The following is a 23323-nucleotide window of genomic DNA, read 5'->3' on the forward strand; positions in this document are numbered from 1 at the left end:
TCGTTATGGCTTATACAGGTTGGTCAGCGAATAAGCTGTGAAGTCACGCAGCATCTCAATGAAACCGGCTGCCTGATGAGCACTGATCACCGCTCCTTTTTCCGCCGTCCCCTTGGAGGCATCACCAACGACGCCGGCCGGATTGAGATCGTGGGCGATCCAGGCCAGGGCGTGGGGCGGCGTCGGCTGGATGTATTTGGAGTTTTCCAGCATCTCTTCTGCTTTTGAGATGAAGTTCTCGGCCTTGTCCATGCGGACCAGTTCAGGCCGGAAATGCAGCATCAAGGACGTTTCGACCTCGCCGCCATGAATACCGAATTTGGACTCGTGAGCGGAAATCATGCCGTCCGGATGGCCGAAGCGGCCCCAATGCGTCACCAGAACAGCCATTTCGTAACGCACGCGCAGTTCGCGCGAGACGATGCTGATGATGTCGGTGTTGCCACCATGGGAATTGACGATCACCATCTTGCGAATGCCGGCTTCCGACACTTTCTGGCCAATGGCGGTCCAGACGGGGATCAGCAACTCAGCCCCGAGAGACAATGTTCCCGGGCCGTAGACATGTTCGTTCGCCTTGCCGATTTCCTGCACCGGCAACACCAGGATATCGAGATCTTCCGGCAGCTGTTTGCGCGTTTCGGCAAGCATTCCCTGGGCGATTGCGACATCGGTCGCGATCGGCAGATGCGGGCCATGTTGCTCGGTCGAGGCGGTCGGCAGGATTGCGATGGTCCGCTCGGGATCAAGCGCCGCGAAATCCGAGGCATTCAATTCGTTCCAGAAAAAATGCTTGGCCATCGGCGCTGCCCCAACTCTGTTGCCGTGATGCGTTCCTGTTTGGCGTAGGCAAGTCGGCGACACTTGAAAAGCATCATTATGTCTTCAGCCCGCTGCCTTTTTGTGTGCAGTGGGTTTCAAGCCCTTTACCGACCCGGGGCAAAATATGGCGACATCCGTCCGCCACTTTGTACTCAATCGAAAAATATTTTCCTTTTCTGTCCACAAACATGTCCACAGGCGCAGGGTTCCGAAAACAGGCTGAAACCGGTCATTTTCCCACCACTGCAAATCCGGAAACCTTTTGTTAACCATGCAGTTAGCGGGAGCTCCCCAAGGAGATGCGCTGCATTCCGGGTTAACCCGCCCGACCCGGATGGCGAAAGTTTGGGCGCACCTATGCCTACCCAGAAGCGAAACGGCCACATTTACACCAAAGATTTGCCTTGTGATGTGCGAGGTAGGACGCCGCATTGAGGCTCGGGATGCGGCATTGGGTAAAATGTAAGGTGGGTAACCGACATGTATCTCCTGTTCTTCATGGGAGCCGTCCTCTATGGCGCCGTTACGCTGGTGTTTCTGATCCTGTCGTCTGCGGAATTGCTTGATAGCGGACTGAGCACACCAAAGCGGCTGCTGGGAGTTCTGGTCACATCGATCTTGTGGCCTGCGACTCTTGTTGCAGTCAGTCTTGTGCTCGCGTTCCAGAATGTGGCCGGACGGGTTCAAAGCCCCCGTCAGACAGCGCCCCTGCGCCTGTCACACCACTCGCACTAACCGGACACGGTTCCGGAACCAACGCTACCAGTTTGCCTGGCGGCCGCTTCAACTCCGGTGCACACAGGTGCGCCGGAGCTCTTCGGCGTGCGTGCGCGTTGATCTGTCCTGTTTTCCCCGCCAATACACCGTGACAGGCAGCTGTCAGGCCGGATTTTGCGCCATGGCGCAAATTTCATCACAGCGCCTTTTTTGCGTTAAGATGCTGTTTTTCCGGTAATTTTATTGCTGATTTTTTCCCTCAAGTTTTTAATCATTCCAAAAAAAATTTGACTAACTGTTCAAATTTTCTTCCAATGCATTCCTGAGCCTCCTCATCAAACGAAGGAAGCCACCTTGAAAACGATCGCCAACCTTCCGGAGATCTCCATGACCCAGACCAAAGCCGGCCCGGACATTGCCGCCGGGCGCTTGCCTGAGGACGCATACGCTGAGAATTTCAGCGACCTGCACCCGCTGCTGGACCAGCACGAAGCGCAGGTCGAAGCCGACCGTTGCTACTTCTGCTACGACGCCCCTTGCATGCAGGCATGCCCGACCAGCATCGACATTCCGCAGTTCATTCGCCAGATCTCGACCGGGAACCCGACCGGGGCCGCGAAGACCATTTTCGCCCAGAACATTCTGGGCGGCATGTGTGCCCGCGTCTGCCCGACCGAGACACTGTGCGAACAGGTCTGCGTGCGCGAAGTTGCCGAAGGCAAGCCGGTGAAGATCGGCGAGTTGCAGCGGTATTCGACTGATCACTTCATGTCGGAGTTCAGCTCGACGCCGTTCACGCGTGCTGCTGCAACCGGCAAGAAGGTTGCCGTCGTCGGCGCCGGACCTGCGGGTCTTTCCTGCGCCCACCGGCTGGCGGTGCACGGTCACGACGTCACCCTGTTCGATGCCCGCGAAAAAGCCGGCGGCCTCAACGAATACGGTATCGCCTCCTACAAATCGGTCGACGACTTTGCCGCGCGGGAAGTGGATTTCATCCTGTCCATCGGCGGTATCGAGGTTCGGACCGGAATGCGCCTCGGCACCAATCTGGATCTTGCGACCCTGCGTGCCGAATATGATGCCGTGTTCCTCGGCATCGGCCTTGGCGGCGTCAATGCGCTTGGCCTTGAAGGCGAAGACAAGAGCGGCTCGATCGATGCCGTCGACTACATTGCCGACCTGCGTCAGTCAAAGGATCTTTCCCAGCTTCCGGTTGGCCGGCGCATCGTGGTGATAGGCGGCGGCATGACTGCGGTCGACATTGCGGTCCAGACCAAACTGCTGGGCGCCGAAGACGTCACGATCGCCTATCGCCGCGGTCAGGACCGGATGAACGCCTCAGAATACGAACAGCAGCTGGCCCAGACCAGCGGCGTCCGGATCATGACCTGGGCCCAGCCGAAGGGTCTAGTCGGTGAAAACGGTGCGATTACCGCGATTGAACTGGAGCGGACCCAGGAGCAGAATGGTTCCCTGACCGGTACCGGCGAAGTCATCACCCTGCCTGCGGACATGGTGTTCAAGGCCGTTGGCCAGACCCTGGTGCAAGCGGATCTCGGCGATGCGCTGTCCCTTGAAAAGGGTCGCATCGTGGTTGATGCGGACCGCAAGACCAGCCTTGCCGATGTATGGGCGGGCGGTGACTGCGTGCTGGGCGGTGAAGACCTCACGGTTGCCGCTGTCGAGGATGGCAAGATTGCCGCCGAGAGCATTAACGCTGCCCTGACCGCCTGAGACTTGCGCGCCTGAAACCTGAGCGACTGGGACCTGAGCGCCCGGCAGCAGCTGACGCGCTCGGCGCCACCGATTTGAGGGAGAGCCACCATGGCTGACTTGCGTACTGATTTTATCGGCATCAAATCGCCGAACCCGTTCTGGCTGGCATCCGCGCCGCCGACGGACAAGGAATATAACGTCGTCCGGGCCTTCAAGGCCGGCTGGGGTGGCGTCGTCTGGAAGACGCTTGGGGAAGATCCGGCGGTGGTCAACGTCAACGGTCCGCGTTACGGCGCGATCCATGGCAAGGACCGGCAGCTGATCGGCCTCAACAACATCGAACTGATCACCGACCGTCCGCTGGAAGTGAACCTGCGCGAGATCAAGCAGGTAAAGCGCGACTGGCCGGACCGGGCGCTTGTCGTCTCGCTGATGGTGCCCTGCGAGGAACAGAACTGGATCGACATCCTCCGCCGCGTCGAAGAAACCGAAGCCGACGGTGTCGAACTGAACTTCGGTTGCCCGCACGGCATGAGCGAGCGCGGCATGGGCTCCGCCGTCGGCCAGGTGCCGGAATACATCGAAATGGTCACCCGCTGGGTGAAGCAGCATTCGCGCATGCCCTGCATCGTGAAGCTGACGCCGAATATCACCGATGTCCGCAAACCGGCGCAGGCCGCCAAGGCGGGTGGTGCTGATGCTGTTTCGCTGATCAACACCATCAACTCGATCATGGGTGTCGACCTCGACATCATGTCGCCGTCCCCCTCTGTCGACGGCAAGGGTGCGCACGGCGGTTATTGCGGCCCGGCCGTAAAGCCGATTGCACTCAACATGGTCGCCGAAATCGCCCGCGACCCGGTGACCCACGGATTGCCGATTTCCGGCATCGGCGGCGTGACCACCTGGCGTGACGCGGCCGAGTTCATGGCGCTTGGCGCAGGCTCTGTGCAGGTCTGCACGGCCGCAATGACCTATGGCTTCCGGGTTGTCGAGGACATGATCGAAGGCCTCAGCGACTGGATGGACACCAAGGGCTATACGTCCGTCGACCAGTTTGTCGGCAGCGCGGTGCCGAATGTGTCCGACTGGCAGTACCTCAACCTCAACTACATCGCCAAGGCCAAGATCGATCAGGATCTTTGCATCGAATGCGGCCGCTGCCACATCGCCTGTGAGGACACGTCCCACCAGGCAATCACCAACATGGTGGACGGCGTTCGCAAGTTCGAGGTGATCGACGAGGAATGCGTCGGCTGCAACCTGTGCGTCAATGTCTGCCCGATCGAAGGCTGCATCACCATGGAACCCATGGAGGCCGGCAGCATCGATCCGCGCACCAGGAAGCCTGTCGAAAAAGACTACGCCAACTGGACGACGCACCCGAACAACCCGATGGCCGTCAAGGAAGCAGCCGAATAGGCAAAGCTCCGGCGGTCACCTTCAACGCGGGCAGGATCCTCCCTTGCCCGCGTTTTTTTGTTCGCTTTTCAGTCTAGGGAACCTTGAAAGGGATTGCCGCAAGCAGGCAGATCAACCGCCGGCCCGACGGATGCCTTCCATCTGCGACAAAGGATCAGGCGGCATCAACTCGTTGAACGGCAGCGGCCTGTCGAAGAGATAGCCCTGCAGGAACTCGCAACCCGCCTCCACCAGGAAGTCGCGCTGTGCTTCCGTCTCGACCCCTTCGCCGACGCTTTGCATGCCCATTACCCGGGCAAGGCTCAGCATGGAGCGGACGACCATGTCCGCTTCCTCGTCCTCGCCGATACGCGACACGAAACTGCGGTCGATCTTCATCTTGTCGAAGCGATACTTGTGCAGGTAGTTCAGGCTGGAAAATCCGGTGCCGAAGTCGTCAATGGCGAGCCCGACACCAAGATCGCGCAGCTTGAGAATGGTGTTCCGCGTCTGCGCGCTTTCCTCCAGCATCAGGTCCTCGGTGATTTCGAGAACAAGCCTTTCCGGAGGAAAGTCGTATTTCCGCAGCAGTGCCTCGACCTTGTCCGCGAAACCTGTGGCCTGGATCTGGCTTGTGCAGACATTGACCGACACGCCGGTCTGCATCCAGCTGCAGGCATCGTGAAGCGCCCGCTCCAGCACCCAGGCACCGATCACAGGCATCAGTCCAGCATCCTGGGCAACCGGCAGGAACATCGCCGGCGGCACCAGGCCGCGGCTTGGATGCCGCCAGCGGATCAGGGCTTCATAGAAGGCCAGTTCGCCCGACCGGGCGTCGACGATCGGCTGATAGAACAGGTCGAATTGCTCTTCGCGCAGGGCTGAATCGAGATCCACACGGATCTCGCGCCGTTCGCGCAGAAGGTCGTCCATCCGCTCGTCGTAAATCCGGAACGAGCTTTTCTGCTCCATCTTGCAGCGCTGCAGGGCGATATCGGCAGCGCGAACAAGGCCTGTCAGTGTCTGGCCGTGCTCCGGGAAGCGGGCAATGCCCGCGCTTACGGACGTTTCAATACGCTTGCCTTCATAGTCGAACGGCTGCCGCAGCTTTTCAAACAGCTTGCCTGCTTCCTCAACGGCCTGCTCCGGTGTTTCCCAACGCTCCGTCAGGATCAGGAATTCATCGCCACCGCTGCGCGCGACCAGGTCGAACGGGCCGAGCACCGATCTGATGCGTTCGGCCTGAGCGACCACCAGGCTGTCGCCCACGGTGTGCCCGTAGATGTCGTTCACCTGCTTGAGGTTGTCGACGTCGAGATAGATGATCCAGGCGCCACGCTGCTGATCCTTGCGCAAGGCCAGCCTTTTCGTTGCTGTGGCGTGGAAATATCCGCGTGTGACGAAGCCTGTCAGGGAATCGTGATTGGCGGCGTAACGGGCTTCCTGTTCACGGGCTGCCAGCCGTGCCCTGGCGTTGGCATTCTGCCGGAGGGCAATCAGGGCCACCGTCAGAATGACCCCGAGTGACAGCAGGAGAACGGGTATCGAAGACAGGATGATCCCCGACGACTGGCTCATCGGATACCATGCGAGATAACCAAGCAGCGTGCCGGCCCCGTTCTGAACCGGGGTACCGATCATGCCGTCGGGAATTTCCGAAGCGAATTTCAGATTGTCGAGGGCGAGGCTGGACAGAAGATTGCTGAGATGCGCCGCATCGATCTCGAATGCGTTGACGAGAACGTTCGGCGGCCCGAAGGACATTTCGATCCCACCCGGATCCGGTACGATCGCAAAGGCCGCGACGATGAAGGGGTGATCGTTGATCTCGACGATGTCGATGGCCGAAATGTCGGCCAAAGCCCCGGTGAAGCGGACTTCGCCTGGTTCTGACCGGACCAGGGCTTTGACGTAATTGCCGCGTATGCTGTCCAGCGTGCCGGTAATGCCCGTCTGGATACTCTTGGAAAAGTCTTCCGCTCTCTCCTTGCCGTGGAAGTTGGAAGAAAAGAGGACCTTGCTGTCCGGACCGAAAAGCACTGTGTAGTCGTGGGCAAAATCCAGGGCCATGTCGACGCCGAACCTGGCCTCGATCCAGTCAGGCGACAGATTGGTATCGATATTCTGATAGGCGGCGTTGGAAGCGGCGTAGCGCTCCATTTCACGCAACAGCAACTGCTTGTGGTTCTGGAAGACACGCGCGACTGATTTGGTCTCCCGCATCGCAGCTTCGCGCTCCGCGACCAGCACCTTGAACAGCACGGCGCCGAAAGAAAAAATCACCGCGCAGAACATCAAAATGATGACGAGGCTGGAAGAAATGCCGAAAACGCCCGCGGTCATCCGGCGCGGTTCGTCGGATACTGTCTCCGCCGCGGAATGAACCAGGTCGAATTTGTCTGTTTTTCCAGACAGATCGCGCATTTCGCTTTCAAAATCCCAAGCTTTTGTCAGCGAAGCAGTCTGGGTTCAAACCTTTAATTTTTAGTGCCTTGGCAGGCATCAGGCAAAGGCAGCCGGAATGATTTCCGCCCCGGCTGCCCGATTGACGTTACATCTTGTCGGTGACGACCGTTGTTGTAGCGCCTTCCGGCTCCTTGGTGATGACCGGGTCGGACCCGCCGGACAGGAGGGACTTCACGGTGCGCTCATAGGCAGACATGTCCAGTTTGCCGTCAGATCCATCAACCAGCTTGTTGATTTCGCCGACCATGCGGATCTGATGCTTTTCTGTCTGCGCGCCAGTGGCGTCGTTTTCCAGAACGATTTCAGCAGCTTCTTCCGGGTTTTCGGCGGAATAGGCCCAGCCCTTCATGGAGGCTTTCACGAAGCGGGCGAGCTTGTCGACCATTGCCGGGTCGTCCAGGCTGGATTCCAGAACGTAGAGACCGTCTTCCAGCGTGGCGACACCCTGGTCTTCGTATTTGAAGACGATCAGGTCTTCTTCCGGAATGCCGGCATCGATGACCTGCCAATATTCGTTGTAGGTCATGGTGGAGATGCAGTCGGCCTGCTTCTGCAGCAGCGGATCGACGTTGAAGCCCTGTTTCAGGACGGTCACGCCTTCGTCGCCACCGTCGGTCGGAATGCCGAGCTGGCTCATCCAGGACAGGAACGGATATTCGTTACCGAAGAACCAGACGCCGAGTGTCCGGCCCTTGAAGTCTTCCGGCGAGGTGATGCCGGTTTCCTTCAGGCAGGTCAGCATCATGCCGGATTTCTTGAACGGCTGTGCGATGTTGACAAGCGGCACACCCTTTTCGCGCGATGCAAGGGCGGACGGCATCCAGTCGATGATCACGTCGGCTCCGCCACCGGCGATAACCTGCGGCGGCGCAATGTCCGGACCGCCCGGCTTGATCGTTACGTCCAGGCCTTCTTCGTCGTAAAAGCCCTTGTCCTTGGCCACGTAATAGCCGGCAAACTGGCCCTGTGTGACCCACTTAAGCTGCAGTGTCAGCTCGTCCGCGGCGTTGGCCGCACCTGACACCAGGCTTGCGCCCAGGACAGACGCGAGCGCCAGACTTTTCAATGCCTTCATTGCCATTCCCCTACTGGTTATGGGCGAGCCGCTGTCGGACTCACCCTTCTCTGGAACTTCAAACCCTAACCGGTGCGGACCTCGGAGCGGTTCCCGGCCGCCTGATCCTCTTCCGGTTGTTTGGCCGCATCCGGACGCCGGGGCATTTTGCCTTCTCAACGAACAGTGCTGACCAATTGGTCAAGAAAATCTAGAAAGGTGCCATGTCACTGGTCAAGGTTATTTTTTCATCAAGGCCATTTGGCGTTTCAAAGACGAGCATAGGCGGGCTTGGTTCAAGTTGTGAAGCCGGTGGATCGGATTTTTAGTTGCCTGACGCCCGGTCAGTCGATCCATACTTAACGGTGCATAGTGGGAGGAGATTGCGCGGCCCGGATTCCTTGCGAATCCGCCGGTCGGCAATGCAAATGGACAAAAAACATGATTTCCAAATCAGCCCTGGATTACCAACCGTTGCCGCTGCCGGACCGGCGAATTTACGACGACAAGGAAATGCTGGCCCGTGCACAGGACTTTTATGACGATGTGCGGACCCGCCATACGGTTCGCCATTTCTCGGACCGTCCTGTGGACCGTTCCATCATCGAAGCCTGCATCCGCGCTGCCGGAACCGCCCCGAGCGGCGCCAATCACCAGCCATGGCATTTCGTGGCGATTTCCAATGCCGACCTGAAGCACAAGATCCGCCTGGCTGCCGAGGAAGAGGAACGCAAGTTCTATGATGGCGGCGCGGGCGACGAATGGATCAAGGCACTGGAGCCCATCGGCACCGACGCGGACAAGCCGCATCTGGACATCGCCCCCTGGCTGATCGTGATTTTCGCGCAGCGCTGGGGCACCTTCGACGACGGCACCCGCTACAAGCACTACTACGTGCCCGAAAGTGTCGGTATCGCCACCGGCCTCCTGATCACCGCACTTCACCATGCGGGGCTTTCAACCCTGACGCACACGCCCAACCCGATGAAATTCCTCAACGGGATCCTGAACCGCCCGGAAGCGGAAAAGCCGGTCATGATCCTGGCCGTCGGCCATCCCGCGGAAGACGCCACGGTACCGGCTGTCGCCAAGATCAAGAAGCCGCTGGAAGAGATCCTGAGCGTGTTCGAGGACCAGGAATAGCTTCAGAACCAAGTGCGTTTCCAGAGTGTCACCCCGGGCGGACAACGCGAAGCCCGGGGCTTACTCGCCCACAATACACGGCGATCACCCCGTCACATGTGTCGGGGCAGCGCTGACATTGGCCTTTATCTTCTCCAGCAGTTCCTTGCGGTCCGGGCTGCCGTCGGCGGCGTAGTTGAGGTTCTTGAAGAGCGATGTCTGTTCGGTGAAGAACTTGCGGACGGCTTCCTTGTCGTCAAAGGCAAAGTCGGTGCGGGCGATCCGGTAGACGAGATCGAAGGTTTCCTGCTGGCGCTTGAGCGGCGCCGACACGTCGACATCGTCAAAGGCATCCTGCTGCAGGTAGACCATGTCGAGGAACAGCGCCTTCTGCTGAAGGATGAAATCGTCTGTCGAGACGCCCTCTTCACCTGTCACCTGCATCATGCGGGTGATCTCGTCACCCTTGCGCAGGAGTTCAATCATCTCCGAAACGCGGGGAACCCAGTCCGGGCCGATATTGTTCTGGTACCAGTCGTTGAGCTGAATGTGATACCGAGACCAGGACAGCAGCGGGTCGACCGCCGGATAGAAGCGCTTGTAGGCCCGTTCGGACGAGAGGCCCAGGAAGGTCTTGACCGTGCCGAGGGTCGACTGGGTGACCGGTTCCTCAAAATTGCCGCCGGCCGGTGACACCGTGCCGATCATTGTGAGACTGCCGGTTTCGCCGCTGGTGGTCCGCAGGACCCCCGCGCGTTCGTAGATGCCCTTGATGGCGCTGTCGAGATAGGCGGGAAACGCTTCCTCTCCCGGAATTTCCTCCAGCCGGCCGGAGGTCTCACGCATGGCCTGTGCCCAGCGGGAGGTACTGTCGGCGATCAAAAGCACGTCATAGCCCATCTGCCGGTAATATTCGCCAAGGGTAATGCCGGTGTAGATCGAGGCCTCGCGCGCCGCCACAGGCATTGAAGACGTGTTGCAGATGATGACCGTACGATCCATGAGCGTGCCATCTCCGGAGGGGTCCGGCTGGTGCGGGAACTCGGTGATCGTTTCGACCACCTCGCCGGCACGCTCGCCGCAGGCAACCACGATCACGATATTGACCGCCGAGAAACGCGAAATCAGCGATTGCAGCACCGTCTTGCCCGCGCCGAAGGGACCCGGAATGCAGCCCATACCGCCACGGGCGATGGGAAAGAACGTGTCGATCAGGCGCAAGGTGGTGATCAGCGGCTCGCTTGGATAAAGCCGCTCGCTCTGACCGGCCTTGACCAGCCCTTCCGGGATCGCCCGGCGAACCGGCCAATGCTGGACCATGGTCAGGTCGCGGGTTTCGCCACGATCGTTCTTGAGCGTTGCCACCACCTCGTTGATGGTGAACGTACCTTCGCGTATCCGGTCCACTGTCCAGGAACCCGTCGTGACGAAGGGAACCATGATCCGGTGCTCGAACCTGCCTTCCGGAACCGTGCCGAGCGTTTCCCCGGCTTTGACCACATCACCGGATTTCACCTTGGGTTCAAACGACCATTTGCGGTTCTGGTCGAGAGCGTTGGTGAGCACCCCGCGTGGCAGGAAGAAGCCGTGCTCGGCCGCAATATCGGCCAGCGGGTTCTGCAAGCCGTCAAAAACCGTGCTGAGCAGGCCCGGTCCGAGAGCAACCGACAGCATCTCGCCGCTCTGGATCACCTTGTCACCGACGCGCACGCCCGCAGTGCTTTCGAACACCTGTGCTTCGGCGGACTTTCCGCGCACGCGCAGCACTTCGGCCTTCAGGTATTCCCGCGGCTTGCCATCACGTTCGGGACCATGGGGGATAATATAGACCACCTCGTTCTTGATGAGAGGGGCAGAGCCGAGAGGCGACAGTGTGACGAGATCGTCCTGCACGGCGACGATTTCCGCGGTCGGTTCGGGCAACTGAACATGGCTCGTCATGAAGGGGCTCCCTCAAGGGCAGAAGTGAAGTCTGAGAAAAGATCCGGCCGGCCGGCTTGACTGCCGTCATCCGTCTTGCCGTCAAGGGCTGACGCCACGAGCGTGGCCAGCCGGGCACGTGCATCGGCCTCGTTGTAGCGCGACCAGCGTTCCACGATCACCCAGCGCAGCACGTAGATCGCAACGGCCTCGAAATCGAATTCATGCAGGTTGCCGTAATGGCCCATCTGTCGGAAGACCTGGGTGAGGACAAGACGTTCCATGGCGATGTGATCGCCCGCCCGCATCCGTTGGTGAGCCTCGCCCACCCACGGCATGAAATGGCCGAGCCCAAAGGCCGGGTCGCTCCAGTTGGCCTTGACCTGTGCGCACCAGCGGCCGAAGCCCCAGTTCTCGATATCTCCGGCGCTTTCCTGTCCATCCCGGCGTCGACGCAGCGCTGCAATCAGCGTCCGCGTTTCCATGCGTGCCCCGACAAGATGTTGCAGATCCGGATAGGCAGCCAGATCGGCAAGAACCTTGTTTGCCCGCCGGATCACATCGATGTCGCGATCATAACCGGCAACACCGGCCCAGGCCGTCACCTCAACCATCTCGCGCAGCAGGCTCGCATGCGCGGGCTCCAGCATTGACAGCCGCTGCTTCAAGCGGAACCCCGAGATCGGCACGTCCTTGCGCGAGAACAGCTTGCCAAGATGGGGCAGGCTGGACACCAGCGCGATATATTGGTGCGGCCGGCTCATGTCAGCGCAGCACCCCTTCCATCACCGCTCTGAGGCGCGGTTGCAGGTGCCGCTTCAACAGTGTCGCGATCGCTTCTTCGGTCAGATCGATGGAAACGTCCCTGTCGGTCAACTTCACCTTGATGCCGTCAAAGCCCGGTGCAGTGGAGAAGGTGACCCCTTGCCGCAACGCTTCGCCCGCAAGCGCAATCACGAAGTGGGTGAGGGTTCCCGGCTCGACCGCCTCGGGCGATTGCTTCAACTCCTCGAAGGTGACGACCTTCTCAGGCAGGACGATCTCCATCGGTTCAGCGTCGCTGACCGACGCATTGTCCTTTGCGTTGGCGGCCATCGCCAGAATGAGGTTTTTCAGGAATTCCTGGTCGGCAAGTGTGGTTGCCACCAGCCGGCCGGCTTCCTGCTGAATGCGGTCGCCCAGCTCATTGCGCAGGCTGAGGACAAGATCGCGCGCGGCAACCTTCAGCCCGTCTTCCGTCGCCGCCTTTTCCCTGGCCGCTTCCGCTCTTGCATCAGCCAGCAGGCTGTCCGCCTTCTGCCTTGCTTCCTCAACGATCGTTTCCGCCTTTTCCCTGGCCTTGGCCAGGATGGCATCCCCCTCCGACTGGCCCGCGGCCACGCCTTCGGACTTCAGCCGTTCGATAAGCGCCTGGACACCGGCACCAGCGGCGTTCTCCAGGTCGTCTGCTGCGTCATGTTTGGACATTGCCGCCTCCTGTTCCTTCTGGCCCTAAGCGGGGATCGAGCCGGACAGGACCAGCGCGAAGACGAGAGCAAAGACCGAAAAGCCTTCCAGCACCGCCGCCGGTGCGAGGGAAATGCCGAAGATTTCCGGCTTGGCCTTTGAGGCATGAATGGCCGAGGCGAGCACCTCGCCCTGGCGAATGCCGGTGTAGAGCATGGTGACGCCGGACAGGAGGCCGATTCCGAAAAGCGCGGCGCCATTGGCTGCATCAATGGTGGGCTGCTGCAACGAGAACATGATCACGATGCCGTAGATCACCTGGGACGACGGCATCAGCGAAACACCGATGAACCGGCCATAACCACCGTCGCTGTCCAGCATGGCGCCGATCGCGGCACTGCCGCCAAGGGCGCAGCCCCAGGCGCTGCCGATGGCGCCGAGGGCGACCGGCGCGAACAGCCCAAACCAGCCGAGAGCCACAACGAATTCGTTCACAGGCGTGTCTCCTCTTTCTTGAACGGACGGAAAGGCGTGCCCTCGTCCTTCAAACCCCAATTGAAAAATTCAATGACATTCAGACGCAGGCCATGCACGCAGCCGGCGATCAGCCCCAGCCCGATATTGATGGCGTGCCCGAGCACGAGAACCGCGATGGCGATCAGCAGACCGACGCCAGGAACCGCGTGGTTGAGCTGGCCCGAGAGCGAATTGATGGTTTCGGCAAGCGACGCTGCCGCAAGCCCCAGCGCAAACAGGCGCATGTAGCTGAGAACATCAGAGAAAATGTTGACGATACGGGCCAGCGAGGCGAGGCCATCGAAGACCCTGAGGCCGCCGGTCTTGAGCGATGTCACCTTGCGGTCGCTGCCGAAGATGCCGACCAGCAGAAGCCCAGCAACCACCGCGACCGGGCCGGCAACCGCAATGGAAGTGCCCTGCCCCAGAAACGTTGCCAGGCCACCGAGTGCCACCAGACACCAGCCGACAGGCTGCAGGCGACCGCTCAGGCTCGGTTCGTGCCAGGCGCGCATCAGGTTGGCGATGACGATATGGGTCACGCCGATGGTCAGCGTGATCTTCATCATCGTGTCGACGTCCTTCAGATGCAGCACCTTCAGGCGCGCGAGAAACGTGCCTTCGGGAGGCGCGACACCGAAGTAGCTGCCCGTTGCCACGCCAAAGGCCGCCGTCGAGATCATGAGCCAGACGGACATGCGGAACATGCGCCGGCCCAACGCCGAACCTTTGAAGCGCGCCCGGAACAGGTACAACAGCAGAAGAAGAAGCAGGCCATAGCCCGCGTCCGTCATGATCATGCCGAAGAAGATCACGAAGGAAACATAGACGATTGCCGAAGGGTCCCACCCCCTGTAGCCGGGGGTCTGATAGAATTCGACCAGATCCTCCCCCGCTTCCAGCGCCGGGCTGTTGTCGAGAAGCGTGGGCGGCGCATCGGCCTCTTCGACATCCGTCACCAGCAGGGCGATGCCGAGACTGTCCGAAAGCGTGCGGACTTCCGCGACCTGGTCCTGCCGCGCCCAGGCCTGAAGCACGAAGACCTGTTCGGTGTCCGCTGTTTCGAGCGACGCCCTGTGGCGGGCGGAATGGTCGCGGGCGGCGGCAAGGTTCTGCGCCAGCACGAACCGCCATTTGGTGAGAGCCTGACGCTGCAGTTCCAGCTCTTCCAGTTGGATGGTCGCATCTTCATGTTGACGCCGAAGCACCGAGAGCGCCTCGGCCCCCACGTGAACGCGCGGCACCGGCATGGCATTTGCCGCCGGTTCTTCCGGAGAAAGCAACACGATGTAGCTGCGGTACTTGTCGCGGTGGACGATCTCCAGGATCTTGTCGGAAGGATCGATCAGCTTGATCTTGGCGTTGGGCACCACGTAGAACCACAGCCGGTGCTCGCCGATTTCGGCCAGGTCGGAAAAGCTGAATTCGCCCCAGGGCTCCACATCCTGAATGCGCTGGTCAAGGCGCGCCACCCGGTCTTCGCAGTCACGGAGTGCCTTGCGGTTGGCAAGCGTCTTTTCGACCACCGTTTCCAGGTCGAAGTCGTCAAGATGGGTGACCGGACGACGCTGCGCCTTGCTGTCCATGAGCCAGCGCAGGGCTTCGCTCGCCTCGCGCCCCCGGCCTGCGGGAACGGCTTCCAGTTCCTTTTGTGCCGAAGTCAGGGGGATCAGATGCAGGGCACCGAATTCCTGCGTGGCTTCCAGCACCTTGTCCTTGTCCTCAAGGATGCCGACCAGATTCACCTTGACGAGCGGGACGATGGTCATAGTTCGGCCACCGAGGTTTCAGCGCCGCGCGCTGCCGTCTTGCGTTTGGAGATCTTGGCACGGACCACGGCATCGCGTTCCGCGTCCGCCAGGGCCATGCGGATTTTCTTGATGTTGCGTTCCGCCTGCGGGATCAGTACCTTTTCGAACAAGTTGACCCGGCGAGAGATAACCGCTTCTGCCTCGATAAGCCGGGCAATACGCTCCTTGGCGATCTCCCGTTCCTTGTTGAGCCGCAACAGTTCCTGCATGCCTGCGACATAGGGGTCGACCCAATGCGGGCGCGCCAGACGGGAATAGGGTTTCGTCTCGACCTCGATATCCTCCAGGACCGGCAACCGGGTGCCGGAGAGGTTCTGCTCGCCGACGACGGCCTGCTTCAGCACCACGAGCCCTTCCAGCGGGACATGCTTGTTGGCCATCATCGGAAGGGACCGCGCAAGAGCGTTGAAACGCTCCTCATACTCCGCCTCGAGGCGGACGGCTGCTTCCTTGGCCTTGGCGCGCTCGGCCATGATCTGGAGCCTCTTCAGCTCAAGAGACGGCAGGAAGCGCTTGTATTCCGAGAGCTGTCCGCTTTCCCGGGCCAGAGACGACTTGTTGAGGGCCAGCCTTGCCATCAGGCAGCCTCCTCGTCAGACGCTCCGCCGGCAGGTTTGCTTTTCGGGAAATACTTGTCGATCAGCCCCTGTTTCATCAGCAGCTGTTCCGGCTGGAAGCATTCGGCAAGCGTCTGCCAGCACAGGTCGAGCGCCTCCTCCAGGGGCATTGCGACATTGATATCCATGAAACGCCGCCGGAAAAGGCCGCCAAACTTCAGAAGCTGGTGGTCGTATTCCGACAATTCGAACGCCATGGACTGCTTCTGCTCCGCATCGCGTGCGCCGGAATAGAAGCGGATCATGGTGTTCATGATCTGGTTGTGATCCTCACGCGTCACTTTGCCGATCACATGCTGTTTCAAACGGGACAGCGAGCCGAAGGGATCCAGAACGCCGCTGTGCAGATAGAACTGGCCCTCGGTGATGTAGCCGGTGTTGTCCGGCACCGGATGGGTGACGTCATTGCCCGGCATTGTCGTGACCGTAAGGATGGTGACCGAGCCTGAGCCCTTGAAATCGCAGGCCTTTTCATAACGGCGGGCCAGCTGGGAATAAAGATCGCCCGGATAGCCCCGGTTGGCGGGCACCCGCTCCATCGCGATGGAGACTTCCTTCATGGCATCTGCGAAGGCGGTCATGTCGGTGAGCAGCACCAGCACGCGCTTGCCTTCCTCAACGGCGAATTTTTCCGCAACCGCAAGGGCCATGTCCGGAACCTGCAAGCGCTCGACCACCGGATCCGACGCCTGGTTGATGAACATGACCGTGCGCGGGAAAACGCCCGCATCCTCGAACTGCTGCCGGAAAAAGGCATAGTCATCGAAGATCAGCCCGAGGCCGCCGAACACCACGATATCGGCATCTGCCTGGATGCCGATACGCGCCAGAAACGGGTTATAGGGTTCGCCGGAAACCGAGAAGATCGGGATCTTCTGACTTTCCACGAGGCAGTTGAAGATATCGATCATCGGCACATCTGTGCGGATCATGCGCGAAGCAAGCACGCGTTTCATCGGGTTGGCCGACGGTCCGCCGATCGGGACGGAAGGGTCGCTGGACAGATCCGGGCCCCGGTCAATCGGCTGCCCCGCACCGTCGAATACACGGCCCAGGATATTGTCCGAATAGGTGACCTTGGCCGGCTCACCCAGAAAGCGTACGGACGAATTGTTGGCGAGGCCCTTGGTACCGGAATTGACCTGCAACGAAACCATGTCCCGGTCGATGTTGATGACCTGTGCGAGAGACGTCGCACCATTGCCTGAATCGACCAGTGCCAGATCACCCAGGCACGGGCGCCCCTCCGACTCGCTCTTCGAAGAAGACACCTGAATGCGAATGATATCGCCAACGATATCGACAATCCGTGTGTGGGAGACCAGCATTAACGCCCCCTTGGGAAGGAAATTAACTCACATCGGGCCAAACCCGTTCTGCTGCAACGCAAACCATCTTAGGCGGGTTTTTCGATCCCACACAACCTGAACTGTTGCCCGGCACCCAACTTGCTTCAACCAAAATGAAGTTAAGAGAGAAATGATTGCGTTCGTATGACTTGCATCAAAGTGCTCATGCCAGAGGCAGCAGGCTTACTCCCGCATTGCCGCAACCCCATTTCTCTTGCGTTAACGGCGGACCGACTTCGCTGTTCCGCTTAATTCCGGCATAAGCCCAGGGAAAAGCAGCATTCAGGAAGACGTGTTGTTGCGCTGCACAAATTTAAAGCAACGTTCAAACGATCCACTTGATATTCTACCTATATATTGGAATATCAATTCTCCAATTTCCCGATCATTCTTCATGATCGTTTCTTTTTCACGATCACGCGCCTTCCCGCCAATATTGTTCTTCAGTCATCTGATTTTTTTCCCAAGAGGAAGATTTTTAAGCATGCGCAAAACCACCCGGATAGGTTTAAGGCCAGTTGTATTCGCCATTTTTTCTTCACTTTTGTTAAAATGTGATATTTTTTAGGCAAAGCGCTTTGAAATTTCCCGACATCCGGTTGCACAACCTATGCCGGTAACCCGGTCGCATTGCTGGCGGCCTTGGAGGAAAAGTTGACGGACCAAGTGACTGATCACGCCCTGGAACTGCCTTCATCGTCCAATTCATCCAAGAAATCCCAAACAGGCCGGCACGCCAATGGCGCGGATAGCGCGGCGAAAAGACCCGAGGACCGCAGCCCTCCGGTACGCAGCGACATCGGCACGATCCTCCTGCACTGGACACTGGTTGTTGCAATCGTCACCAGCCTGCTGACCGGCATGCGCCTGTCGGCGGATGCGGAACACGCCTGGTTCTCCAAGCTTTTCGAACCGATCCTGCCACAGGGTGAAATCTGGACCTGGCACTATGTGTCGGCGATATTCGTTCTGGCGGTTATCTTTGCCTATGCGGCCTACATGACGCTTGGCCGCCTGAAACGGCGCATTTCCTCCAAGAAGATCGTTGTGCTGACGCTTCCCGCCAGCACCAAGCTGCGCCTGGCCGCGGTCAACGTCATCGCCTACTGGATCCTGTTCGGGGCCGTGCTCACCCTGTCGGCAACAGGTGTCCTGCTTTACATCGGTCATGGTGGCATCTGGGTGACGGTGCATTACACGGCCGCCCTCGTGGTGCTGACCTATATCGTTGCCCATGTGGTGCTGCATTATTGCTATGGCGGTGTTGCCCAGCTGCTGCGGCTGTTCCGACCGCAGGCGCTGCGCCGCTTCCCGGGCATGAGCCGTCACCCACTGGCCCTGGCGACTGCCCTGGGCGCAATCGTGCTTGTTGGCGCCGTCAGCCTCGATTTCGGCACACGCGACAGTCTTGTCGTTGCCAAGGGCACTACCCTGCCGGAGCTGGACGGCACTCTGGACGATCCGGTCTGGCAGGACGCGGCCCCTGTTTTCATCCGAACACAGCAAGGCTCGAACCTGGACGGAACGGGAGAATCAACCGTCGAAGTACGTGCCGTCCAGGTGGGGGACAAGATCGCGTTTGCCTTCCGCTGGGAAGACAAGAACCGGTCGTTGAAGCGGCATCCGCTGATCAAGCGTGAAGACGGCTGGCACATGCTGAACAACCGGGCCGATATTTCCGACGAGACCGCATACTACGAGGACAAGTTCTCGGTTGCCTTTTCCACCACTGACACCTTTGGTGGCGGTGGCGCCACCCACATGGGTCCGAAGCCCCTAAGTGACAAACCAGGCGCTTTCAACTACCGCGGCCTGCACTACACGACCGACGGCAGTCTGGTAGACGTGTGGCAATGGAAAGCGGCGCGCGGCGGCATGCTGGGACGCGTCGATGACATGCACTTCGCAACACCGGTGGAACCGAACGAAGCCCAGGCTGCCGGCAAGAGCCGCTACAGCGCCGGCTACAATCCCGACGAAGGCAAGGCTTTCTACGTCTACAACTACATCGGCGATCCCGTGACCCACTACCACGGGACCGTCGGCGTGCGCCGGCTTCCGGCTGACTATCAGAAAATGACATCACTGATGGGCACCATCGATCTTTCCACCGAAGCGAGCGAAGACGAGGGGTCGCAATGGTGGATGTTCGAAAACGAAAGCGTGCCGTACTCGCCGGAAAAAGATGCGGAGATCCCGGTCGGGACGGTTATTCCGGGGGTTCTCATCGAGGGTGAATACTCCGGCAGCCGGGCAGATTTGCTGGGTGGGTCCAGGTGGCAGGACGACCATTGGACGCTTGAAGTCGTCCGGGACATGGATACCGGCCAGAGCCAGGACCTTGCCATGACGGACGGTCTCTTCATGTGGGTCTCGGCGTTTGACCACAACCAGACCCGCCACACCCGCCATTCCCGTCCCGTGCGGCTGACCTTCAATTGAGGCCTGCCCTTCCCGCCTTTCCTGTCTTTTCCGGACGTTTCTTTCATCGGATGTAATCACCCATGTCGAAAAGCACCTGTACGGTCACTATCAACGGGAAGGCCATCAAGGCCAATGTCGGCGACACGCTGATCGACGCCGGGCTGGGCGGACGCCTCGTCATCCCGCACGACTGCTGTTCCGGCCAATGTGAAACCTGCCGGGTCCGCGTTTTGAGCGGGCAGATCGATGACATGGGCACCCGGGAAAAGGAAACCGTGCTCGGATGCCTTTCCGTTCTGGAAGGCGATGCCGAGATCGCCTATGACCCGGTGCCGCTGGTGAAGACCACAAAGGGAACGGTGGAAAGCATTCGGCCGATCAAGGACGGATACCTGGAAGTTCGGGTCAGGACGGCGCGACCCGTGCCCTGGCTGCCGGGGCAGTATCTGCGCGCGACCTTTGCAGGATATCCGCCACGTGACTACAGCCCGACGACCCCGCTCAACCTGGATGCGGAAGAGAATGTCCTTGTGTTTCACATCAAGGTCTACCCGGACAGCATCGTATCGTCGAAGCTGGGCAAGGAAATTGCCAAGGGACATGCCGTCAAGCTGCGAGGCCCGTTCGGCAATGCGTTTTTGCGGCGGCAGCAGAACCCGATCCTGCTCACCTCGACCGGCACCGGGTTCGCACCGATCTGGTCGATCGCCGTTGCCGCAAGCCTGGGCCAGACCGGCCGTGAAATCCGCATCATTGCCGGGTCGAGAACCCGGGACGGGATCTACATGCGCGACGCGGTACGCTGGCTGCAAGGCCGGGGCATTCCGATCACGCTGACGGCAGGCGATGGCGACGACGAGACGGTGAGCAAGGCGCGCCCGCATGAACTGGTCGGACAACTTACGCCCGATCACGTCGTCTATTCGGCCGGTGCACCGTCACATGTCGACGCCATGCGGGAGATAGCACTAGGCGCAGGGGCAACCTTCTACGCCGATCCGTTTTTTGTGGCGGAAGAAGAGAGCGGCCTGCTGGCCCTTGCTGGAAACCTTATCCGAAAGGCATCCGCACCGTTCACCTCGGCTTCCGCCGGCTGACGCCAGGGCGCTACACCTGCCTCTCCTGAAAGTGAGTGGGTGTTGCCGGACTATTGCGCGGCGGTTGTCAGAGACCGTTCGCCCGCATAGATCAGCTCTTCGGTGCTGGCGACAGGCATGGGTCTGCCCAGATAGTAGCCCTGCGCTTCCGTGCAGCCGATTTCGGTCAGCATGTCGAGAAGCTGCTTGGTCTCCACACCTTCGGCGGTGGTGGTCATGTTGAGATTGTTGGCGAGTTCGATGACCGCTTTCACGATGGAAATGGAGTCGTCCGAATAGGCCATCGAGCGGACGAAGGACTGGTCGATCTTGATCTTGTCGAACGGGAAGCGGCGCAGGTAGCTGAGAGAGGAATAGCCGGTTCCGAAATCGTCCATGGACACCTTCACGCCAAGCGACTTGGCCTGGTGCAGCGAATCCAGAACGTCTTCGGAATCGGTCAGAAGCACGCTTTCGGTCACTTCCAGTTCAAGACGGTCGGCCTTGAGACCCGTTTGCGTCAGGGCATCGATCAGCACCGGACCAAATGCATGGCCACGCAGCTGCCGGGGTGACAGGTTGACGGCGATCCTGAGGTGGTCCGGCCAATTGGATGCGATCCGGCACGCTTCCTTCAACACCCATTCGCCCAGCTGGGTGATCAGGCCGGTATCTTCGGCAAGCGGAATGAAATCGGCCGGAGAAACCATGCCCCTTGTCGGGTGGTTCCAGCGCACCAGCGCCTCGAAACCGGACACCCGGTCGTCCACGAGCGTGTATTGCGGCTGGAAATAAAGCTCCAGTTCGTCATTGGCGACCGCGGTTCTGAGATCGGTTATGAGCTCTCGCCGGTCGTTCACGGCCGTGCCCATGTCCTTTTCAAAGAAACGGTAGGTATTGCGGCCGTCTTCCTTGGCCCGGTAGAGCGCAAGGTCCGCCTGCTTGAACAGTTCGTCGCCTGCGGTGCCGTCTGCCCGCGCAATTGTGATGCCGATGCTGACGCCGATTACGAGTTCATGGTCGGTGATCTGGAACGGCTGGGAAATCTCCCAGATGACCGACTGCGCCAGTTCCTCGACATCAGCAAGCCTGCAGGGCAGACCGGTGAGGATCGCAAATTCGTCGCCGCCAAGGCGGACGACAACGTCCTTTCGGCCGATGAGGGCGCGCAGACGCTCCGCGACCTGCCGCAAGAGTTCGTCGCCAATCGGGTGCCCAAGGCTGTCGTTGACCGTTTTGAACTCGTCCAGGTCGAGGCACAGAATGGCGAACTCGCCCCCCTTGACCAGTTGCTGGTTCAACAGCATGTCCAGCTGGTCCCGGAATTCGATGCGGTTCGGCAGCTGTGTCAGAAGGTCGTGACGCGCCAGGAACGCCAGCCGGTCACGGGCTTCCTGCCGCTCGGTGATGTCTTCGGATATCGCCACCCAACCACCTTCCGCCAGCGGCTGGCGGGTGGTCAGGACGATACGGCCCGAGCGGATCTTCACCATTTCGGTGCTTTGCGAGCCACCTGAATACCTGTGATCCCCGATCCGGGAATCGTGCAGAGCCATGTCACCGGTTTCAACGGCATCAACTTTCTGCAGCGTTGCGAGCTGAGCAGCCGTCATACCCGACTTTATCCTGCCCGGCTCGACTTCGAACAATTCGGCGTAGCGCTGGTTCGAAACAATCAACCTGCCATCGACGTCGAACATGCACAGACCGTGCGACATGTTGTTGAGAGCAGCATCAAAGAGGACGTTCTGCTCGCGCAACTGGGCTTCCTGAGAGCGCAGGATGGAGTTCTTTTCGTGCACGCGTTCGCGCAAGGCGTCGCGCTCCTTGACGGATCGCTGCAAGGAAACGACCGATCTGGCGATGTCACCGACTTCGTCCAGCCGCTCGGTTCCAACCACCTTGCTTTCGAAGTCGCCCGCTGCAATGCCGGTCAATACGCGTGTGATCTTGGTCAGCGGCCGGGTAATCTGCCGCGACATGAGAAAGGCGACTGCAGCAAAAGCCACCAGCGCGATCAGTCCGAACAGGAACAGCCGCCGGAGCAGCTTGGCTTCTTCTTCGGTGCCGATGCGGGTCAGTTTGTTCTGGATTTCGGTCAGCGCCGCGATAGGCGTCAGCGCACAGACAGTCATGGGAACGACAGGGACACCGCATTCGATGACATGCCCACCGTCCAGGGTGATGTTCGGCGTTTCCTTCGAGCGGGTGAGATCCGAATAGTTTCCGGTGAAATTCGCCGTGGAAATGATCTGACCGTCGAAAACGATCGCCATTTCGAAGGAATTGATTTTTGCCAGATCCGCCAGGAGTGGCTCTTCCGGCCGCAGCCAACGTTGCGCGACAAGTCCGCCGATCACATAGCCGAAATCATCGAAAACCGGGACAAACGCGATCTGAGACACTTCATTGACCCGGTCGCCCGGCACGAAGACACCCGTTTCGGATTTGGGCAAGACGCCGGAATAGGTCAGCTTCTCTCCCGGAAAGCTGTCTTTGAGCGACTTGGCGACCTCGTTGAAGAAGCTCAGCCCCTGCATCTTGGACCCCAGTTCGACGAGGTCCGCAGAATAGGAGGAGGCGCCGATCACATGGCCTTCTTCATCCAGAACGACGATGCCGTCCACATCCGCCAGTTTCGCCGCCGGGCCAAGCAGTTCCGACATGGCCACGACATTGCGCGACTCAACGGCCTTGGCGGTATCCACCCTCTCCGACAACGCATTTATGCGCCGAAGCCTGTCCTGAAACAGGAACTCCATACGGGTCCCGGCAAGCTTCACGTCGGCGGACAGGGTTTCCACGAGACGCGCGCGGGAAAGCTCGAGAAGCTCGGCTTCCTGACGTTGCATGCTGTCTTCAAGCT

General features: G+C 59.8%; 17 protein-coding genes. 6 read left to right on the forward strand and 11 right to left on the reverse strand.

Translation table 11 applies throughout. The features are described from left to right. Positions 1 to 3: 3 nt before the first annotated feature. Positions 4 to 801 carry a creatininase family protein gene (locus HCG46_RS14740; RefSeq protein ID WP_168686607.1) on the reverse strand — a complete coding sequence of 266 codons (798 nt, stop codon included), beginning with the start codon at positions 799 to 801 and terminating at the stop codon, positions 4 to 6. A gap of 501 nt (positions 802 to 1302) precedes the next feature. Between HCG46_RS14740 and HCG46_RS14745 the strand changes: the two genes are divergently transcribed. The 3 genes from HCG46_RS14745 (at position 1303) to preA (ending at position 4677) form a co-directional block, all read left to right on the forward strand. Then, positions 1303 to 1557: a hypothetical protein gene (locus HCG46_RS14745; protein WP_022999263.1), complete on the forward strand. Its 255-nt coding sequence runs from the start codon at positions 1303 to 1305 to the stop codon at positions 1555 to 1557. A gap of 369 nt (positions 1558 to 1926) precedes the next feature. Continuing rightward, a complete protein-coding gene (locus HCG46_RS14750) occupies positions 1927 to 3273 on the forward strand; it encodes an NAD(P)-dependent oxidoreductase (protein WP_031268749.1) in 1347 nt (448 codons plus the stop codon). Between the two features lie 90 nt (positions 3274 to 3363). Next, positions 3364 to 4677, forward strand: a complete 1314-nt coding sequence (preA, locus tag HCG46_RS14755) for an NAD-dependent dihydropyrimidine dehydrogenase subunit PreA (protein WP_168686608.1) — start codon at positions 3364 to 3366, stop codon at positions 4675 to 4677. A 111-nt stretch (positions 4678 to 4788) separates the two neighbouring features. Here preA and HCG46_RS14760 read toward each other — a convergent pair whose 3' ends face one another. Together HCG46_RS14760 and HCG46_RS14765 are read right to left on the reverse strand one after the other, a co-directional pair. Next, positions 4789 to 7080, reverse strand: coding sequence for an EAL domain-containing protein (locus HCG46_RS14760; RefSeq protein ID WP_168686609.1), 2292 nt, complete (start codon positions 7078 to 7080; stop codon positions 4789 to 4791). A gap of 127 nt (positions 7081 to 7207) precedes the next feature. Then, the gene (locus HCG46_RS14765) at positions 7208 to 8203 is read right to left on the reverse strand and encodes an ABC transporter substrate-binding protein (protein ID WP_023014426.1); all 996 of its coding nucleotides are present in this window, start codon (positions 8201 to 8203) and stop codon (positions 7208 to 7210) included. Positions 8204 to 8617: 414 nt separating this feature from the next. On the opposite strand from HCG46_RS14765, the gene HCG46_RS14770 reads away from it, so the two are divergent. Continuing rightward, positions 8618 to 9319: a nitroreductase family protein gene (locus tag HCG46_RS14770; protein ID WP_022999268.1), complete on the forward strand. Its 702-nt coding sequence runs from the start codon at positions 8618 to 8620 to the stop codon at positions 9317 to 9319. 84 nt (positions 9320 to 9403) lie between these two features. On the opposite strand, the gene HCG46_RS14775 is transcribed toward HCG46_RS14770, so the two are convergent. Genes HCG46_RS14775 through HCG46_RS14805 form a run of 7 tightly spaced genes read right to left on the reverse strand, consistent with a single transcriptional unit; the run spans position 9404 to position 16936 of the window. Further along, positions 9404 to 11239, reverse strand: a complete 1836-nt coding sequence (locus tag HCG46_RS14775; RefSeq protein ID WP_168686610.1) for a V-type ATP synthase subunit A — start codon at positions 11237 to 11239, stop codon at positions 9404 to 9406. After that, positions 11236 to 11982 (reverse strand): hypothetical protein, encoded by a 747-nt coding sequence (locus HCG46_RS14780; protein ID WP_168686611.1) that lies wholly within the window; start codon positions 11980 to 11982, stop codon positions 11236 to 11238. Before HCG46_RS14780 ends, HCG46_RS14775 begins: the two co-directional genes overlap by 4 nt. Position 11983: 1 nt before the next feature. Further along, entirely contained in the window at positions 11984 to 12685 is a 702-nt protein-coding gene (locus tag HCG46_RS14785) for a hypothetical protein (RefSeq protein ID WP_075283396.1), read from the reverse strand. Positions 12686 to 12709: 24 nt separating this feature from the next. Then, the gene (locus HCG46_RS14790; RefSeq protein WP_006939055.1) at positions 12710 to 13159 is read right to left on the reverse strand and encodes an ATP synthase subunit C; all 450 of its coding nucleotides are present in this window, start codon (positions 13157 to 13159) and stop codon (positions 12710 to 12712) included. After that, entirely contained in the window at positions 13156 to 14949 is a 1794-nt protein-coding gene (locus tag HCG46_RS14795; RefSeq protein ID WP_168686612.1) for a V-type ATP synthase subunit I, read from the reverse strand. Before HCG46_RS14795 ends, HCG46_RS14790 begins: the two co-directional genes overlap by 4 nt. After that, positions 14946 to 15569 carry a V-type ATP synthase subunit D gene (locus HCG46_RS14800; protein WP_022999273.1) on the reverse strand — a complete coding sequence of 208 codons (624 nt, stop codon included), beginning with the start codon at positions 15567 to 15569 and terminating at the stop codon, positions 14946 to 14948. The genes HCG46_RS14795 and HCG46_RS14800 overlap by 4 nt, the downstream gene beginning before the upstream one ends. Next, positions 15569 to 16936, reverse strand: coding sequence for a V-type ATP synthase subunit B (locus HCG46_RS14805; protein WP_168686613.1), 1368 nt, complete (start codon positions 16934 to 16936; stop codon positions 15569 to 15571). Before HCG46_RS14805 ends, HCG46_RS14800 begins: the two co-directional genes overlap by 1 nt. A gap of 675 nt (positions 16937 to 17611) precedes the next feature. On the opposite strand from HCG46_RS14805, the gene HCG46_RS14810 reads away from it, so the two are divergent. Continuing rightward, positions 17612 to 19399: an ethylbenzene dehydrogenase-related protein gene (locus HCG46_RS14810; RefSeq protein WP_286185348.1), complete on the forward strand. Its 1788-nt coding sequence runs from the start codon at positions 17612 to 17614 to the stop codon at positions 19397 to 19399. Positions 19400 to 19461: 62 nt separating this feature from the next. Then, entirely contained in the window at positions 19462 to 20478 is a 1017-nt protein-coding gene (locus HCG46_RS14815) for a 2Fe-2S iron-sulfur cluster-binding protein (RefSeq protein WP_168686615.1), read from the forward strand. A gap of 50 nt (positions 20479 to 20528) precedes the next feature. On the opposite strand, the gene HCG46_RS14820 is transcribed toward HCG46_RS14815, so the two are convergent. Further along, positions 20529 to 23309: an EAL domain-containing protein gene (locus tag HCG46_RS14820; protein ID WP_209009461.1), complete on the reverse strand. Its 2781-nt coding sequence runs from the start codon at positions 23307 to 23309 to the stop codon at positions 20529 to 20531. Positions 23310 to 23323 lie beyond the last annotated feature (14 nt).

The organism is Labrenzia sp. PO1 (assembly GCF_012273635.1).
GTDB lineage: Bacteria > Pseudomonadota > Alphaproteobacteria > Rhizobiales > Stappiaceae > Roseibium > Roseibium algicola.